12 protein-coding genes and 1 tRNA gene are annotated in these 16,684 nt (G+C 74.0%); 7 read left to right on the top strand and 6 right to left on the bottom strand.

All coding sequences use genetic code 11. From position 1 onward, the window contains the following. Nucleotides 1–196: 196 nt before the first annotated feature. Together WME83_RS11085 and smc are read right to left on the bottom strand one after the other, a co-directional pair. Nucleotides 197–760: a hypothetical protein gene (locus WME83_RS11085; RefSeq protein ID WP_437319244.1), complete on the bottom strand. Its 564-nt coding sequence runs from the start codon at nt 758–760 to the stop codon at nt 197–199. Beyond that, nucleotides 757–4,362, bottom strand: a complete 3,606-nt coding sequence (gene smc, locus WME83_RS11090; RefSeq protein ID WP_437319245.1) for a chromosome segregation protein SMC — start codon at nt 4,360–4,362, stop codon at nt 757–759. Before smc ends, WME83_RS11085 begins: the two co-directional genes overlap by 4 nt. A gap of 372 nt (nt 4,363–4,734) precedes the next feature. On the opposite strand from smc, the gene WME83_RS11095 reads away from it, so the two are divergent. The 3 genes from WME83_RS11095 to WME83_RS11105 all read left to right on the top strand — a co-directional run bounded on the left by WME83_RS11095 (nt 4,735) and on the right by WME83_RS11105 (nt 7,318). Then, a complete protein-coding gene (locus WME83_RS11095) occupies nt 4,735–5,070 on the top strand; it encodes an FmdB family zinc ribbon protein (RefSeq protein WP_080682071.1) in 336 nt (111 codons plus the stop codon). 116 nt (nt 5,071–5,186) lie between these two features. Continuing rightward, nucleotides 5,187–6,281, top strand: coding sequence for a bifunctional chorismate mutase/prephenate dehydratase (locus WME83_RS11100; protein WP_437319246.1), 1,095 nt, complete (start codon nt 5,187–5,189; stop codon nt 6,279–6,281). Then, nucleotides 6,281–7,318, top strand: a complete 1,038-nt coding sequence (locus WME83_RS11105) for a hypothetical protein (RefSeq protein ID WP_437319247.1) — start codon at nt 6,281–6,283, stop codon at nt 7,316–7,318. Before WME83_RS11100 ends, WME83_RS11105 begins: the two co-directional genes overlap by 1 nt. Nucleotide 7,319: 1 nt before the next feature. Here WME83_RS11105 and hrpB read toward each other — a convergent pair whose 3' ends face one another. Further along, entirely contained in the window at nt 7,320–10,019 is a 2,700-nt protein-coding gene (gene hrpB, locus WME83_RS11110; protein WP_437319248.1) for an ATP-dependent helicase HrpB, read from the bottom strand. An 89-nt stretch (nt 10,020–10,108) separates the two neighbouring features. On the opposite strand from hrpB, the gene WME83_RS11115 reads away from it, so the two are divergent. Next, nucleotides 10,109–11,698, top strand: coding sequence for an amidase (locus WME83_RS11115; RefSeq protein WP_437319249.1), 1,590 nt, complete (start codon nt 10,109–10,111; stop codon nt 11,696–11,698). Nucleotides 11,699–11,848: 150 nt separating this feature from the next. Here the strand turns inward: WME83_RS11115 and WME83_RS11120 are convergent. From WME83_RS11120 to rpsU, 3 genes are all read right to left on the bottom strand, one after another. Beyond that, a tRNA-Pro gene (locus WME83_RS11120) sits at nt 11,849–11,923 on the bottom strand. Nucleotides 11,924–12,139: 216 nt separating this feature from the next. Further along, nucleotides 12,140–13,264, bottom strand: coding sequence for a glycosyltransferase (locus WME83_RS11125; RefSeq protein WP_437319250.1), 1,125 nt, complete (start codon nt 13,262–13,264; stop codon nt 12,140–12,142). 199 nt (nt 13,265–13,463) lie between these two features. Continuing rightward, nucleotides 13,464–13,688: a 30S ribosomal protein S21 gene (gene rpsU, locus WME83_RS11130; protein WP_012234386.1), complete on the bottom strand. Its 225-nt coding sequence runs from the start codon at nt 13,686–13,688 to the stop codon at nt 13,464–13,466. Nucleotides 13,689–13,934: 246 nt separating this feature from the next. Between rpsU and WME83_RS11135 the strand changes: the two genes are divergently transcribed. The 3 genes from WME83_RS11135 to WME83_RS11145 all read left to right on the top strand — a co-directional run bounded on the left by WME83_RS11135 (nt 13,935) and on the right by WME83_RS11145 (nt 16,668). Continuing rightward, nucleotides 13,935–14,612, top strand: a complete 678-nt coding sequence (locus tag WME83_RS11135) for a Fur family transcriptional regulator (RefSeq protein ID WP_437319251.1) — start codon at nt 13,935–13,937, stop codon at nt 14,610–14,612. A gap of 83 nt (nt 14,613–14,695) precedes the next feature. After that, complete coding sequence (locus WME83_RS11140; RefSeq protein WP_020734163.1) at nt 14,696–15,124, top strand: rubrerythrin family protein; 429 nt, start codon at nt 14,696–14,698, stop codon at nt 15,122–15,124. Nucleotides 15,125–15,291: 167 nt separating this feature from the next. Then, on the top strand, nt 15,292–16,668 hold the full coding sequence (locus WME83_RS11145; RefSeq protein ID WP_437319252.1) for a hypothetical protein: 1,377 nt from the start codon (nt 15,292–15,294) through the stop codon (nt 16,666–16,668). Nucleotides 16,669–16,684 lie beyond the last annotated feature (16 nt).

Below are 16,684 nucleotides of genomic sequence, written 5' to 3' on the forward strand. Positions count from 1 at the left end.
CCTTCGCAGGCCCTTTACCGCATCTCCATGCCGGCGTGCACGCAGGACGTTCCGTCCCCCCGGTATCTGCCGCGCCGTCGGCCGCTTTCGCGCCGTCGGTCCGGCGATCCGCTGGCCCGCTGCCCGCCCTGCGATCGGTTCGCCCGTCGCGAGGCGCCGTCGCCCGTCGCGCGGCGTCCTCGCCCGTCGCGCGGCGCTAGCGAGCGCTCGCCGTCGCGTCGTCGTCCGGATCCCCGTCGTCGGCCACCCTCGACGCGCCGTCCGTGAGCGGCGGGTACAGGCTCTCGACGAGCTCCGCGGAGAGCCGGTCCGCGAGGCGCGCGTCCATCCGCGCCATCGCCTCGCGCAGCCGATCGATCTCCGCCGAGAGCGCTTCCTTGAGCGGCCGCCGCTGCGCCTCCTCCATCGCGGCGAGCTCCGCCAGCGCCTCCTCGAGGCGGGCGCGCGCCGCCTCGTCCGCGCCGCCCGCGTCGGATCCCCGGAGCAGGTGCTCCGCGACGCGCACGCGCCCGCGGTAGCGCACCCGCGTCCGCTCGAGGAAGTCCCGGTACGGCTTCACGGCCCCGCTGAGGGCCTGCACCGCGGCCCCGAGCGCCCGCGCCTCGCCGCGCAGCGCCTCGCGATCGGCATCGGCGAGCGCCGGGTTGTGCTCGACGTGGGCCTCCAGCGTGGCCAGCACCTCGCGGGCCCACCGCAGGTGCCGGAGCCCCGAGGCGCCGCGCGACAGGCGCCGCCCGCCCGCGTGAGGCCCCGCGCTCACGCCACCGCCGCCGCCGGCGCCGCCTCGCGCTCCGGCCGCTTCGCCGTCTCGTTGATCCGCACGCTGACGAGCTTCGAGACGCCGGGCTCCTGCATCGTGACGCCGTACAGCACGTCGACCGACTGCATCGTGCGCTTGATGTGCGTGATGAGGATGAACTGCGAGTGGCTCGTCATGCTCCGGATCGCCTCGTTGTAGCGGGCCACGTTCGCCTCATCGAGCGGCGCGTCGACCTCGTCGAGGATGCAGAAGGGCGACGGCTTGAACTGGAAGATCGCGAAGATGAGCGACACCGCGGTGAGCGCCTTCTCGCCGCCGCTCATGAGCTCGATGTTCCCGAGCTTCTTGCCCGGCGGCTGCGCCAGGATCTCGATGCCCGTCTCCAGCATGTCGTCGGGGTTCGTCAGCCGGAGCTCCGCCTGGCCGCCGCGGAACATCTTGGGGAACAGCGCCTTGAAGCGCGCGTTGATGCCGTCGTACGTCGTCTTGAAGAGCCGCTTCGACTCGCGGTTCATCTGGGCGATAGCCTTCTCGAGGTCGTCGAGCGCCTTCTCGAGATCGGCCTTCTGGGTCGAGTAGTACGTGTACCGCTCCTCGGCCTCGGCGTGCTCGCGCACGGCGTCCAGGTTGACGGGGCCCATGCGGTCGAGCAGCTCCGTCAGCTCCTGGATGCGCGCGCGGTGCGAGGCGTCGACGGGCGGCCGCTTGTGGTAGTCGCCGACGACGCGGGCGAGCTCCAGCCCCCGGAAGCGCTCGCGCACCCCCTCGATGAGGTGGTTGTGCTCGACGCGCAGCCGCTCCAGCGCGAGCTCGTGCTTGCGGAGCTGCTCCGACACGTCGGCGAGCTCCTGGCGCAGCCCGCGCAGGTCGGCCTCGCGCCCCGCGTGCGCCTGCCGCGCCTCGTCCAGCGCGCGCCGCGCCTCGGTCAGCGTGGCCTGCGCCGCGTGCGCCTTGGCGACGGCGTGGACCAGCGCCTCGCGCGCGATCACGATCGTCGCCGCGGCCTTGCCGGCGCCGATCGCGCTCTCCGTCCGCTCCTGGTCGAGCCGGGCGATCCGGCCCTCTAGCTCGCTGCACGACCGCGTGAGCCGCTCGATCGTGCCCCGCGCCGCCGTCGCGCGCTCGCGCACGCGCGCGAGCTTCACCTTGCGCTCGGTCACGACCGACTGCTGTCCGAGCACCCGCTCGCGCCACTCGGCTGCCACCTGCTCGGCGTGCTCGAGGCCGGCCGCGGCCGCCTCGCGCGCCGCGCGCCCGGCCGCGAGCTTGTCGCGCGCCGCCTGCTGCTCGCTCCCGCCGGCGTCGAGGTTGTCGGCGAGGTCCTCGAGCTCGGAGCGCACCACGCCCTCGCGCTTCTGCGCCGCGGCGAGCTGCTCCTCCGCGCGGCGGAGGTCCTTCTCGGCCGTCACCAGCGCGAGCTCCCCCTCGTGCGCCTCGCTCCGCGCGCGCTCGAGCGCCGTCCCCACCTCGGAGATCCGCAGCCGGAGCTTCTGCTGCGCGTCGAGCAGCGCCGTCACCTCCTCCGACTTTGTCGCGACGAACTCGTGCAGCGCGCGCATCTCCCGCTTCTGCTCGATCATCCCGGCCGCGACCGCGTCGCCCGAGCCGCCGCTCACCACGCCGTCCTCGCGGATCACGGTGCCGTCGAGCGTCACGAGCGTGCACCCCGCGCCCTCGGCCGCGAGCCGCGCCGCGACCTCGGCGCTCGCGACGACCACCGCGTCCCCCACGAGCGCGCGCGCCAGCGCCTCGTCCTCGGGCGCGAAGACGAGCCGATCCACCAGCGGCCCGAGCACCCCCTCGCCGCGCGGCGGCCGCCGCGCGGCGCCGGCCACGAACGGAGGACGCGCCGCGATCACGCTGGCCCGCCCGCGGTTGTTCTTCGACAGATCCGCGAGCAGCGCGATCCCGCGCTCGACGTCGCTCACGACCGCGCACTGCAGCCTGTCGCCGAGCAGCCCCGCGAACGCCGCGGTCAGCTCGGCCGGCGCCTCGATCCGGTCGGCCACGAGCCCGAGCAGCGCCGGGTCCTTCGTCTTGAGGAGGTTCTTCACCCCCGCGCCGACGCCCTCCAGCCGGGCGTGCAGCTCCTCGAGCGCGCGGAGCCGGTTGCGCCGCTGCCCGAGCTCGTTCTTCGCGTGCTCCACGGCGCGGTCGCTCGAGACCGCCTGCTCCCGCAGCGCCTTCATCTCGGCGTCGAGCCGCGTCCGCTCCTCCGCGGAGAGCCGCTTCCCCTCGGCGAGCTCCGCCACGTTCCGCGTCAGCGACGAGCGCCGCCGCTCGAGCTCCTCCGACTCGTACATCAGCCGCCCGAGCTCGTCCTCGAGCTTCGCCCGCCGCTGGCTCATCTCCGCCATGCGCCGGTCGAACCCGGCGAGCGACGCCTCGGCGGCCGCGACCGCCGCGGTGGCCTCGGCGGCGCGCCGGCGGAGCGCGGCGACCTCGTGCTCGGCGGTGCGCTCGCCGTGCCGCAGCTCCTCGAGCCGCTCGTGCTGCTCGAGCGCGAGCTCGCTCTCGCGCGCCTCCTCTTCCTCGACGCCGGCGAGCTGCGCCTCGAGCTGCTCCTTTTCGGCCTTGAGCTCCGCGACCGTCTTCTCGAGATCGCCCTGCTCCTTCGCCGCGGTGACGAGCCGCTCTTCCAGGTGCCGCAGGCGGTCGCGCGCCCGCGCGATCTCCGCCTCGTGGGTGCGCACCTGGTTGTCGGCCGCGAACGCCTCGTTCTGCGCGCGCTCGGCCCGCTCCTCGCAGGCGAGGGCCTCGAGCCGGGTGACCTCGATCTCGGCCTCGCGCGCGGCGAGCGCGGTCCGGGACGCCTGCTCGCGCTCGGCGTGCTCGGCCCTGCCGATCGACTCGCGCTGCGTGAGCACCGTGATCTCGAGGAGCTTGTGCGACGCCTCGTGGAGCACGAGGTCCTCCAGCTCCTTGCGGTAGTTCACGTACCGCTCGGCCTTCGCGGCCTGGCGCTTCAGGGACGCGAGGTTCCGCTGGATCTCGGAGACGATGTCCCCCACGCGGAGCAGGTTCTGCCGCGTCTGGTCCATCTTCTGCTCGGCCTGCTTCTTCCTGGCCTTGTACTTCGTGATGCCGGCGGCCTCCTCGATGAGCATCCGCCGATCCTCAGGGCGCGCCGAGACGATGAGCCCGATCTTGCCCTGCTCGACGATGGAGTAGGCCTTCGTGCCGACGCCGGTGCCGAGGAAGAGATCGGTCACGTCCTTGAGCCGGACCTGGGTCTTGTTGATGAGGTACTCGCTCGTCCCGTCGCGGAAGAGCCGGCGCGTCACCGCGATCTCGGCGTAGTCCCGGTACTCGAGCGGCAGCTGCGACGCGGCCGTCGGCTCGCTGTTGTCGAAGGTGAGCGTCACCTCGGCCATCCCGTGCTGGGCGCGGGTCTCGGAGCCGTTGAAGATGACGTCGGACATCGACTTGCCGCGCAGGTGCTTCGCGCTCTGCTCGCCGATGGCCCACCGGATCGCGTCGACGATGTTCGACTTGCCACAGCCGTTCGGACCGACGATGCCCACCACGTCCGTGTCGAAATGGACCACCGTCCGATCCACGAACGATTTGAACCCGCTGATCTCGAGCTTCCGAATGCGCATGGCGTCCCCGGGACCGGACGGGCGGGCTTAAACGTATCGTCACAGCACGCCACGTACCGTCACATCTGGCTTCCACCCCGGGTCTACGTGGGCAGGCGCCGCGCGGCAAGGCCGGATCCCGCCTCCTCGCGCGCCCATTGAGGACCAAGTCTTGCCCAGGACGTCGAGCGTCGATGGCGTGGACCGACGTCGAGACACGACGCGAGTGATGTGAGCGGCGTTACGGTGTGACCGCGCGGGAGCGTCGAGCGGATCGGCGCTCCGAAATGCGACGGACCGACGTCAGAAACGCGACGGACGCTTTTGGCAGCCGCCTTGACAGGTGGCTAACGTAGCCATATCCCTCGCGTTGTTCCGAGGAGTAGAAACGCCATGCCCACGTACGAGTACGCTTGCACATCCTGCGCGCATGAATGGGAGGCCGAGCAGTCCATCAAGGAGGCGCCGCTCTCGGAGTGCCCGTCGTGCCACAACGCGACGGCCCGGCGGCAGATCTCGCGCGGCACGGGCTTCATCCTCAAGGGCGGTGGTTGGTACTCCGACCTGTACGCCTCGGGCTCGAACAAGCCGCCCGCGAAGTCGGAGAGCGGCTCGGGCAGTTCCTCAGGGTCCTCGGGGACGAGCTCCGACTCCGGATCGAGCAGCTCCTCGTCGACGAGCAGCAGCAAGAGCGACTCCAGCGCGTCGTCCGCCTCCGCAGCGGCCTGACGCGACCCGGCGATCCAAGGCGACGTGTGGCCAGCCGTGCGAGGTGCGGCGTCGCGGCCCTGCGCCCGGAGCGCTGCGAGTCCACCTGCGCCGGGGGCGGTGCTAGGGTGGCCGGGATGGATGAGAGAAAGCGACTTGAGGAGCTCCGCCGGCAGCTCACGGAGCTGGATCAAGAAATCCTACGAAGCGTCGAGCGCCGGGCGCGCATCGCGCACGAGCTGGCCAAGCTGAGGACGGGCACGGCCCGGTTCGCCCCCACGGCAGACGCCGCCCATATCCAGGCGCTCGAGCGCGCCGTGACGCCGCCGTTCCCGCAGCGCGCGGTGCGGCCGATCTTCGTCGCCATCGACGCGGCCTCGCGCGCGTTCGAGCTCGCGCCCCGCGTCGCGTACCTCGGCGCCGAGGGCGACTTCGGCTGGACCGCGGCGCACGATCACTTCGGGGTCGGCGGCGAGTTCGTCCGCGCGGACAGCCCCGCCGCCGCCATCGAGGAGGTCGCGCGCTCGCGCGCGGACTTCGCCGTGGTCCCCTACGAGTCGCTCAAGGAGGGGCCGATCTTCCCGACGATCCAGGCGATCGGCGGCGCCGACCTCAAGGTGGTCGGCGAGCGCCAGCTGGTGCAGGCGCTCGACCTCGTGAACCGGACCGGCAACCTCGCCGACGTCGAGCGGGTGTACGCCTCGCCGCAGGACCACGTGGCCTGCGTGCACTACCTCGAGCTCCAGCACCCGCGCGCGCTGGTGCTCGACGTCCGCTGCCCGCAGGCGGCGTGGGAGCTCGCGGCCGAGAACGACGGCAGCGCCGCCATCGTGCCCCGCGGCTTCAGCGGCGCGCCGGAGCTCCGGGTCGCCCGCGAGAACGTCGGCGACGAGGGCGAGCTCCGGATCCGCTACGCGGTGCTGTCGCGGCTCCCGGCGCCGCGCTCGGGCCACGACGCCACGGCGATCCTCTTCAGCGTCCACGATCGGCCCGGCGCGCTCCACGACATCCTCCAGCACTTCAAGGAGCGCAGCTGCAACCTCCGGCGCGTCCACTCCCGCCCCGTCCCCGGCGAGGGCTGGGACTACGTCTTCTACGTCGAGGTCAGCGGACACACGACCGATCGCGCGCTCGTCGCGGCGCTCGAGGGCGTGAAGCGCGAGACCAAGATGCTGAAAATCATCGGCTCCTTCCCCCTGGAGCGCCCCGACCCGCCGCACGAGCGACCTTGATGACGAACACGATGGAGCGGACGCTGCTGCAATCCCGGGGCGCCGCCGCCCTGCGCCGCGCGGCGCTCGCGCTCGCGCTCGCGGCGCCCGCCGCCCCGGCGCTCGCCGGCTGCGGGGGCGCGGACGACAGCCTCGCGCTGGTCGGCGGCGAGAAGATCGACGCGACCGCGATCGACCGCGATCCCCTGGCGGTCCTGCCGAGCGGCGTGGTGATGCTCGGCTACCTCGACGCGGCGGCGATGTTCACCTCCGGCCTGGGCGGCGAGGTGAACCAGCTGATCACGAACCTGCTCCCGCTGGGCCCCGAGTCGAACTTCGTCCCGTCGCGCGACATCGTGAAGATCTACGGCGGGCTCTACGCGATGCAGGGCGCGGACTTCTGCGCCGTGATGCAGGGCAACTTCGACGTCGACGCGATCCGCCGCTCCGCCGACGCGAGGTCGGTCACCGTCATCGGCGCGCCGCTCGTGAAGACGCGCTACGCGGACAACGATCTCTTCACGGCCGGCAACGTGGGCTTCGTCGTGCTCACGCCGCACACGATCCTCACCGGCAACGAGACCGGCATGCGGCGGGCCCTCGACCGGCTCCGCTTCAGCGCGCTGAAGCGGTCCGTGCCCTCGTGGATGGTCGAGCTGCTCGGCACGAAGAACGCGTCGTTCGCCTTGGCCGGTGATCTCTCGAGCCAGCCCGCGGTCGCGTCGGCGGCGGGGCAGCTCCCGTTCCTCGCGGGCCTCCAGTACGTGCGCGTCATCGGCAACTTCCAGCCGCCCGGCGTCAACTTCGCCGGCGCCCTCACGTACACGGACCCGCAGAGCGCGGCGAACGGCGCCGTCGCGCTCCGCAACCTCGAGCAGATCGCCAGGATCGCGAGCCTGCTCTCGTCGTGGGGCTTCGGCTACGGCTCGATCCCGCCGATGCAGGTGGCGCAGCGCGAGAGCGACGTCGGGTTCACGCTGCCCCTCGGCGAGGGGATCGTGCGGATGCTCCTCCGCACGGCCGCCGAGACGGCGAGGGCCGCGGCGCTCGTGCGCTGACTCATCCCTTACGGAGCGGCGCGCGCGACGGCGGCGCCGCGCGCGCGGGGTCGTCCGGCCACGCGTGCTTCGGGTAGCGGCGGCGGAGCTCCTTGGCGATCGCCGGGTAGTGGCGCGCCCAGAACCCCGAGAGATCGGTCGTGACCTGCACGGGGCGCTGGTTCGGCGCGCACAGGTGCAGCACGACGGGCACCCGTCCGCCGGCGACGCGCGGCCCCTCGGCCATGCCGAAGAAGTCCTGCAGCCGGGACGCGAGCGACGGCGGCGCGTCGGCCGCGTACTCGAGGCGCGCTCGGCGGCCGCCGGGCAGGACGATCGACTCGGGGGCGAGCTCGGCGAGCGCTCGCGCCTGCGCGGGGCTCAGCGAGGCGCGCACGGCGGCCGCGAGGTCCGCGTCGCGGAGCTCTGCGAAGCTCCTGCGGCCTTCGCAGAGCGCCTCGAGCGCGGCGAGCACCGCGTCCTCGCCCACGTCGGGGAGCCCGGCGTCCGGGCAGTGCGCGCGCACGAACGCGACCCGGAGGAGCCAGCCGTCGAGCGCGTCGCCCTTCACGAACGCGCGCCACCCCTTCGCCTTCGCCTGCGCGGCGAGCTCCCGCGCCGCCGCCTCCGCGAGCGGCCCGCCCGCGCTCGCGGCCGGCCGCGACTCGTCGAGCACGAGGCCGTCGTACGAGAGCCGGCGGACGACCTCGACGCGCTCCGCGGCGGCGTTCCACGTCGCCTCCGTCGTGTCCCGGATCGCGTCCGTGAACAGGTCGAGCAGCCAGTCGGCCTCGATCGCGCTCGCCGACCGGACGACGGTGCGCGCCGAGCGCCCCTCGCTGCGCTCCTCGATGTCGACCGCGACGACGAGGTCGACATCGTCGATCACGCTCGACTCGGAGAGCGCGGCCGTCCCGCCGGCGGCCAGCACGACCTCGCGCCCGCTCCGCCCCGACGCGTTGGCCGGGCGGCGGAGGCGCCCCACCCGGTCCGGGTAGCCGGAGAGGATCGCGATGCGCTGCGCGATCTCGCGCGCCTCCGCGGTCTCCGGCGGGGCCGCGCTCCGGTGGTCCGCGAGCCGCGCGAGCTGCTTGCGCGTCCGCTCCACGGCGAGCGCGCGCGCCGGGTCGACGCCGAGCCAGCGCAGGCGGTCCGCCGCGAACCGCGCGCGGTCCGCCTCGTCGAAGGTCTGGAGCGCGGCGAGCAGATCGGAGCTGTGCCGCGCGTGCGCCGCCCGCGGGCCCTGGGGCGCGCCGAGGTCGCGCTCGGCGGCGAGCGCCGCGAGGGTGCACCCGTCCTCGGCGACGCCGCGCCGCTCCGCCTCGACGATCATCCGCGCCTGCCGCGGGTGCGCCGGGAAGCGCAGCATCCGCCGGCCGATCGGCGTCACGCGCCGCGCCTCGTCGAGCGCGCCGAGCCGCACGAGCAGCGCCTCGGCCGCGGCGAGCCCGGCGGCGGGCGGCGCCTCCAGCCACCCGAACCCCTCGAGATCGGTGACGCCCGCGGCGCAGAGCTCGAGCACGGTCTCCGCGAGATCGAGCCTCCGGATCTCGGGCGCCTCGTGCTCCGGCCGCGCGGCGAAATCTCCGCGCGTGTAGAGGCGGAGGCAGCGGCCGGGCCGCGTCCGTCCGGCGCGCCCCGCGCGCTGCGCCGCGGAGGCGCGGGCGATGGGCGCGACGCGGAGCGTGGGCAGCCCCGACCAGGGCGCGTGCGCGGCCACGCGCGCGAGGCCGCTGTCGACGACCGCGACGACGCCGTCGATGGTCACGGAGGTCTCGGCCACGTTGGTCGAGAGGATGACCTTGCGCCGGTCCGCGGGGCGCACCGCGCGGTCCTGCTCCGCCGGCGACAGCGACCCGTGCAGCGGCAGGAGCAAGAGGTCGGCGCTCTTCGCGAGGGGCGCGCACGCCTCCATCGAGCGCCGGATCTCCGCGGAGCCCGGCAGGAACACCAGCACGTCGCCGTCGAGCCCTTCGTCGAGGAGCTGCCGCACGGACGAGGCGACCAGGCTCTCGAGCGTCCTGTCGCCCCAGTGCGCCGGAGCGCGGCGGTCGCCCGCGGCGCGGGCCGACGCGCTCACGCGGGCGGGCTCCAGGTGCTCGATCGCGACGTCGAACATCCGCCCCTCGGCGCGCAGGGTCGCGCAGAGCGGGGCCTCGGCGGCCAGCGCGCCGCCGGCCTCGGCCGCGGACGTGGGCCGCGCCTCGCGCGCGCCCAGGAACGCCGCGATCGGCCCGGCGTCGAGGGTCGCGGACATCACGACGAGGCGGAGATCGGGCCGCGCGCCGCGCTGCAGCCGCCGGAGCAGCGCCAGCGCGACGTCGCCCGCGAGGTGCCGCTCGTGGAACTCATCGAGCACCACGGCGCTGACGCCCCGGAGCTCGCGATCGACCAGGAGCCGCCGCGTCAGCACGCCCTCGGTCACGAAGCGGATCCGCGTGGCCGGGCCGGCGGCCTCTTCGAAGCGCATGGTGTAGCCGACGGTCTCGCCCACGCGCTCGCCGAGCTCTTCGGCGACGCGCCGCGCGGAGAGGCGCGCGGCCAGCCGCCGCGGCTCGAGCACCAGGATCTCGCCGCGCTCGGCGAACCCGGCGTCGAGCAGCGCGCGCGGCACGCGCGTCGTCTTGCCGGCGCCGGGCGGCGCCTCGAGCACCAGGCTCGGGTGCGCGCGCAGGGCGGCGCAGAGATCGGGGAGGATCGGATCGATCGGCAGCGGCTGCATGGCTCCGGCGCTTCCCCCGCGAACGGCGCGGGGCACCGGAGCCTAGCAACCCTTCGAGCGCGCGGACCTGTGATACTCGTCGAATCACCGTGAGCGCCTCGACCGATCCGACCCGCCTCACCGCGACCGCGCTGTCCTCGCTCCTGGCCGCGCGCGAGGTCAGCGCCGAGGAGGTCACGCGGGCGCACCTCGCGCGCATCGAGGCGCTCGACCCGCGCCTCCGCGCCTTCACCCAGGTGCTCCACGACGAGGCGCTCGCGGCCGCGCGCGGGCTCGACGACGAGCGCCGTCGCGGGGAGATCCGCGGCCCGCTCCACGGGCTGCCGATCACCGTGAAGGAGTCGCTCGACATGGCCGGCATGGCCTCGACGCTCGGCGTCGCGGCCCGCAGGGGCCACCGGGCGGCCGGCGACGCGGGCGTCACCGCGCTGCTCCGCCGGGCCGGGGCCGTGATCCTCGGGCGCACGAACGTCTCGCAGCTGCTCCTGTACAACGAGGCGCGCAACCCGCTCTTCGGCCAGACGGCGAACCCGTGGAGCCTCGATCACAGCCCGGGCGGCTCGTCCGGCGGCGAGGCCGCCGCCATCGCGGCGGGGATGTCGCCGCTCGGCATCGGCACGGACATCGGCGGCAGCATCCGCGTCCCCGCGCATTGCTGCGGGATCGCCGGCATGAAGCCCACGCTCGATCGCTGGACCAACCTGGGCAGCAACACGGCGCTGCTCGGGCAGGAGGCGATCCGCTCGCAGGTCGGGCCGATGGCGAGGAGCGCGCGCGACCTCGCGCTCGTCATGTCCGAGCTCGACCCGGTGGCCATGGCCGCGCTGGACGTGCGCGTGCCGCCGTTCCCGTTCACCGAGCCGGCGAGCGTCGAGGTGGCGCGGCTGCGCGTCGGGTTCTACTGCGACGACGGGCTCGTCCCTTCGTCGGCCGCCGTCGCCCGCGCCGTCGTGAAGGCGGCGTCGGCGCTGCGCGCGCGGGGCGCCACGGTCGTGCCGTTCACGCCGCCCGGCATCCCCGACGCGGTCTACGCGTACTTCGCCGCGCTCTCGGCGGACGGCGGCGCGACGGCGATGTCGCTCCTCCAGGGCGACGCGGCCGACGTCGACGTCTCGCTCCGCTCGCTCCGCGCGATGGCGTCGCTCCCGCCGTTCGCGCGCCGCGCCGCCGCGCGCGTCGCCGGGATCGCGGGCGAGCGGAGGCTGCAGCGCCTCCTCGAGGTCACCGGGCCGAAGTCCGTCGCCGAGCTCTGGCGCGTCACGCACGCGCTGCGCGAGGCGAGGGCCGCGATCGCGTCGGCGATGCGCGCCGAGTCGCTCGACCTGCTGGTCTGCCCGCCGTATGCCACGCCGGCGCTGCCGCACGCCGCGTCGCGCGACTTCGTCCTCACGGGCAGCGCCGCCATGCTCTGGAACCTCGCGCAGTTCCCGGCCGGCGTCGTCCCCGTGACCCGCGTGCGCGCCGGCGAGGCGCGCCGCGAGCGGCCGCGCGATCGGCTGGAGAAGCGGGCCGCCGAGGTCGACGCGAAGAGCGAGGGGCTACCCGTCGGCGTGCAGGTCGTCGGCTTGCCCTTCAGCGATCACGCGGTGCTGGCCGCGATGATCGCCATCGAGGACGAGCTCGCCGGCGAGCCGGATCGGCCCGTCACGCCCGTCTCACCGCCCCCGCTCGCCGGATGACGCGGTGAGCCCCGGGCGCCGGGTGGCGTGAGCGACACCGGGACGCGATGGCGGGGCCACGCCGCCGTTGCCCGGCGCGTCCACCGTCGACGAGAACTGAAGCCCTACAAAGCCGAAAGGTCCGCCGGAGAACCTTCTCCGCCGGACCAGTCGGGGCGAGTGGATTCGAACCACCGACCCCTTGACCCCCAGTCAAGTGCGCTAACCAGGCTGCGCTACGCCCCGAGCCACTCCGCCGCCTCGTTTCGGTGCGGAGCGAGGCGCACCGTAGTCGAAGCCTTGGGAATTGCAAGGACATCGCATCGCGGATCGAAGACTCGCTCCGGATGGGGCGTCCGGCGCTGTCCGGAGCCGGGCGCGCACCGCGGGCGGCCCAGCGAGAACGCACCGCTTTCAGCGCGAACGCGCGGGCGCGCGGTCGTTCAGCGCGAACGCGGTCGTTCAGCGCGAACGCGCGGGCGCGCGCTCTGGGCGGCGCGGCGGGACGGCGCGGAGCGCGGCCACGAGGCTCTCCGCGGTGCCTTCCGCGACGAGGATCCCGTCGTCGGCCCTGGCCCACGCGACCACGTCGCCCGCGTCGCACGCGATGACGGGCACGCCGAGCGCGCGCGCCTCGCGGATCACCGTGGGGGCGGCCTCGTGCGATGACGGGTGCAGCAGCACGTCGGCCGCGCCGATCCACGCGAGCGCCTCGCTCCGCGGGAGCGTGCCCGTGAAGCGCACTGCCGCGCCATCTGCGCCGCGCGAGCTCGCCGCGGCACGCGAGGCGCTCGCACGCGCGAGGCGCTCGAGCGGGGCGCGCTCCGGGCCGTCGCCGACGATGACGAGCCGGAGCCCGGCGCCCGCCGCGCGCGCCGCCTCGATCGCGAGCTCGACCCGCTTCGTCGGGATCAGCCGGCACGCCACGACGGCGAGGCGATCGCCCGGGCGCTGGACGAGCTCGCTCCGGAGCGCCGCCGCGCGCTCGGCGACGGACGGCAGATCGATCGCGGGCGGCGCGACGCGCGAGGCGGAGGCGAGCGCGCGCGCCTGCTCCGGGGCGAGCGCGGCCGCGAGGGCGTCGCGCAGCGCGCGCGCGGCGAAGACGAAGCGCGCGTCGCGGCGGAGGAGCGCGCCCATCACCGCCGCGCGCGCGGCGCGCGGAGCGCCGAGCAGGAGCCGCACGTCGGCGCCGTGCGCGTGCACCTCGAGCGGCGCGCGCGGCAGGGCGAGCAGGAGCGGCCACGCGCACGGGACGATCCAGTGCGCCACCGCGCGGTCGACCTGCCCGAGCCGGCGCAGCCGCTGGAGCGCGGCGGCCGCGAACGGACCCGCGGAGAGCAGCCGGAGCGGCGCCTCGCGCGCGCGCGCCACGGCGCCCGGCCACGCGAACAGCGCGCCCCCGCCTGCCCGATGGACGACGAGATCGCCGTCCCGTGAGGGTGGGTCGAGGACCGAGCCCCCGGCCGCGATCACGTGGACCTCGGCGCCGCCGCGCGCGAGCGCCTGCGCCGACGAGCGCACGAAATGGCCCGAAGGATCCTCGTCGCTGATCGGATAGGACGTCGTGAGCACGACGGCGCGCATCGGGACCTCTGGAGCGGGGGCGCCGCGGGCGCCGCCGTGGCACCGGCACGCGCAACCCGGGGGCGCGTCGCGCCGCCGAGGCGGCTCTGGGACGAAGACAAAAATGACAAGACGCAGAGCACACCGCGGAGGCTTGGTTCAAGCGTCCGCGCGCGTCTTCTGCGTCTTGGCGGGTGCCGTCGCGCGAGGGACCGTCGCGCTAGGCGACCATGTCCATCTTGGACCGCTTCCGGCGGCGGCGAGCGGCCTCGGAGGCCTTCTTCCGCCGCTTCACGGACGGCTTCATGTAGTGCCGGCGCCGCTTCAGCTCGCGGAGGATCCCCTCGGCGGCCATCTTCCTCTTGAGGTGTTTGATGGCGCGCTCGATGCCCTTGTCGCCCACGGCGACCTCGAGCGGTTTGCACTGAATGGCGTCGGTCGGCATGTCTTGCAGCGTCCTCTTTTGCTGGAAAAAAACTTGCCCCGTTGGCGGGCGAAAATGCAAGCCGGCGGGGGGCCGGCGGCGCGGGGCGCGCACTATGACAGAGGCTCTCCGGCCTCGCAAGAGCCAACCCCGGCCGCACCGCGCGCGACGCCGCGGCGCGTCGTCTAGGCTCGACCAGCCTGGACGCGGCAGATCTGCCTGATCCGCCCCGGATTTGCCAGGCTCATCTGCCGTGATTGTTAGGACTTGCAACTGAGAAACTTTCTAAGTATCACTCTCGCCGTGGCCGCCTCGCGAACACCTGCCGCCAAGGGGCCTGCGCCCCGCGACGCCCAGGGGCGCGGAGTCGGCTTCGATCGCGAGGGGATCGAGGAGGATGCGCGGGTCGCGTCGATGCTGGCCTGCGTGCGCTCCTCGGGGCTCAAGCTGACGCCGCAGCGCCTGGCGATCGTGCGCGAGCTCGCGGCCGATCCGACGCACCCGACCGCGCAGGAGCTGTTCGAGCGGCTCCGGCCGGCGCTGCCGACGATGAGCTTCGCCACCGTTTACAACACGCTGGACGCGCTGGCGTCGGCGGGGCTGTGCGTCGCGCTGTCGCTGTCGCCCGGCGCCTCGCGCTTCGATCCGAACATGGCGGCGCACCATCACGCGGTCTGCGATCGCTGCGGGCTCGTCCGCGACGTGCCGTGCGAGCCCTCGGGCGAGCGCCCGGACGAGGTCGCCCCCGCGCCGCTCGCGGCCGCGCCCGGCTTCGAGGTTCGCGCCGTGGAGCGGATCTACCGGGGGCTCTGCGCGGCCTGCGCGAAGGCCGGGCAGGAAGACGAGGGCGCGCAGGCAGCGGCACGCGACGTCGGGCGCAGCGAGGAACACAGTCGACTCCGCCCCGCAGGGGCTCGACGGGCGCAGCGCCCCGAACGTGGCTAGCGGAGCCTCCGCGCCGCCGAGCCGACCTGCGCGGGCATCAGGGATCCATCGTCCCAGCCGTTCAACCAAGGAGAGCGAACACCATGACCACCAAGCAGCTTACGGGCACGAAGACGCACCAGAACCTGAAGGACGCGTTCGCCGGGGAGTCGCAGGCCAACCGCCGCTACCTGTACTTCGCAAAGGTCGCCGACGTCGAAGGTCGCCCCGACGTCGCGGGTCTCTTCAAGGACACGGCGGACGGCGAGACGGGCCACGCGCACGGCCACCTCGACTACCTCCGGCAGGCCGGCGACCCGGCGACGGGCCTGCCGATCGGCAGCACGGAGAAGAACCTGAAGGCCGCCGTCGCCGGCGAGACCCACGAGTACGAGACGATGTACCCGGGCTTCGCGAAGGAGGCCCGCGAGGAGGGCTTCGACGACATCGCCGAGTGGTTCGAGACGCTCGCCAAGGCCGAGAAGTCGCACGCCGGGCGCTTCCAGAAGGCGCTGCAGTCGCTCGACTTCTGATCTCGACCGATGCGTGAGCGCGAGCGCCCCGGATCGCGCCGAGCCGCCAGCGGCTCGATTCGGGGCGCGCGCGCCGCCGCTGCAAGCGCGGCCCGTCCGGCGCCGCGCCGCGCGGCCAGCCGCCCCTTCGCCCCGTACTCCCAAAGGATGTTGAGAGGAACCGACCCGTGAGCGTCATTCGGCGTGCACCAGACCGTCCGCCGGCGACATCGCCGAACGACGAGCGATATCTCGATCCCCGCGACCTCGAGGCCGAGCTGCGGCGGACGTTCCAGATCTGTCACGAGTGCCGCATGTGCGTCGGGTACTGCGGCTCGTTCCCCGAGCTCTTCGCCCGCGTCGACAGGGACATCGAGGCCGGCGTCGCCGAGGGCGCCGAGGCCCTCACCTACGACGACTTCAAGGCCGTCGGCGACGAGTGCTGGCAGTGCAAGCTCTGTTACATCAAGTGCCCGTACACCGCCGACGAGCACGCCTACGAGCTCCTGGACTACCCGCGCGTGCTCGCGCGCGAGCGCGCGGTGCGCGCCCAGCGGGAGGGCATCCCGCTCGTGGACAGGATCCTCGGCGAGCCGCAGGTGATCGGCGCGCTCGGCTCCGGCCCCGCCGCGCCGCTCGCGAACCTCGTACAGGCGAGCCGCCTGCTGCGCAAGGTGCAGGAGAAGGTGACGGGGATCTCGTCGGAGTTCCCGCTCCCGGAGATGGCGCGCAAGCCGTTCTCGTCGTGGTTCGCGGAGCACAGCGCCGCGGCGGACGCCGGCAAGCAAGGCTCCGTCGTGCTCTTCGCGACCTGCTACGGCGAGTACAACACGCCCGGGGTCCCCGAGGCCGCCGTCCGCGTGCTCGAGCACAACGGCTACGCGGTGCACGTGCCCGGCTGCGCGTCCCCGGACGATCCGCAGGACGCCCCGACGGACGCGCTGACGTGCTGCGGGATGCCGAACCTCGACGGCGGCGATCTCGAGGCGTTCACCGCGAAGGTGAAGCAGAACGTCGCGCTGCTGCTCCCGCACGTCCGCAAGGGCAGGAAGATCGTCGTGGTCGGCCCGACGTGCGGCTACACGATGAAGAAGGAGTGGCCCGAGTACCTGCAGACGGCGGAGGCGCGCGAGGTCGCGGCCGCGACGGTCGACATGATGGAGCTCCTCGTCCAGCTCGGGCGCGAGAAGAAGCTCAACCGCGAGTTCAAGCGGGGGCTCGGCACGATCGCGTACCACGCCGCGTGTCACCTGCGCGCCCAGAAGATCGGCTTCCCCGGCGCCAGGGTGCTCGGCGTCGTGCCCGACACCGAGGTGCGCGTCGTCGAGCAGTGCTCGGCCGTGGACGGCACCTGGGGGATGAAGGCGGCGCACTACGAGACCGGCCGCAAGTACGCGTCGAAGCTGGTGCGCGGCGTCGCGGGCGCGGACGTCATCGTCAGCGACTGCACGCTCGCCGGCCTCAGGATGGTCAAGGAGAACGGCGCGAAGGTGCTGCACCCGGTCGAGGCGCTCGCCCACGCGTACGGGCTCGGGCCGACGTCGTACATCGAGCCGAAGTCGTGAGGGAGACGTACCGAGA

This window comes from Sorangium sp. So ce385, from assembly GCF_051474135.1.
GTDB lineage: Bacteria > Myxococcota_A > Polyangia > Polyangiales > Polyangiaceae > Sorangium > Sorangium cellulosum_D.

What these genes read in the sequence shown, in the direction of transcription:
- smc (WP_437319245.1), bottom strand. Translation starts at nt 4,362, where the DNA reads ATGCGCATTCGGAAGCTCGAGATCAGCGGGTTCAAATCGTTCGTGGAT.
- WME83_RS11095 (WP_080682071.1), top strand. Translation starts at nt 4,735, where the DNA reads ATGCCCACGTACGAGTACGCTTGCACATCCTGCGCGCATGAATGGGAG.
- WME83_RS11100 (WP_437319246.1), top strand. Translation starts at nt 5,187, where the DNA reads ATGGATGAGAGAAAGCGACTTGAGGAGCTCCGCCGGCAGCTCACGGAG.
- WME83_RS11105 (WP_437319247.1), top strand. Translation starts at nt 6,281, where the DNA reads ATGACGAACACGATGGAGCGGACGCTGCTGCAATCCCGGGGCGCCGCC.
- hrpB (WP_437319248.1), bottom strand. Translation starts at nt 10,019, where the DNA reads ATGCAGCCGCTGCCGATCGATCCGATCCTCCCCGATCTCTGCGCCGCC.
- WME83_RS11125 (WP_437319250.1), bottom strand. Translation starts at nt 13,264, where the DNA reads ATGCGCGCCGTCGTGCTCACGACGTCCTATCCGATCAGCGACGAGGAT.
- rpsU (WP_012234386.1), bottom strand. Translation starts at nt 13,688, where the DNA reads ATGCCGACCGACGCCATTCAGTGCAAACCGCTCGAGGTCGCCGTGGGC.
- WME83_RS11140 (WP_020734163.1), top strand. Translation starts at nt 14,696, where the DNA reads ATGACCACCAAGCAGCTTACGGGCACGAAGACGCACCAGAACCTGAAG.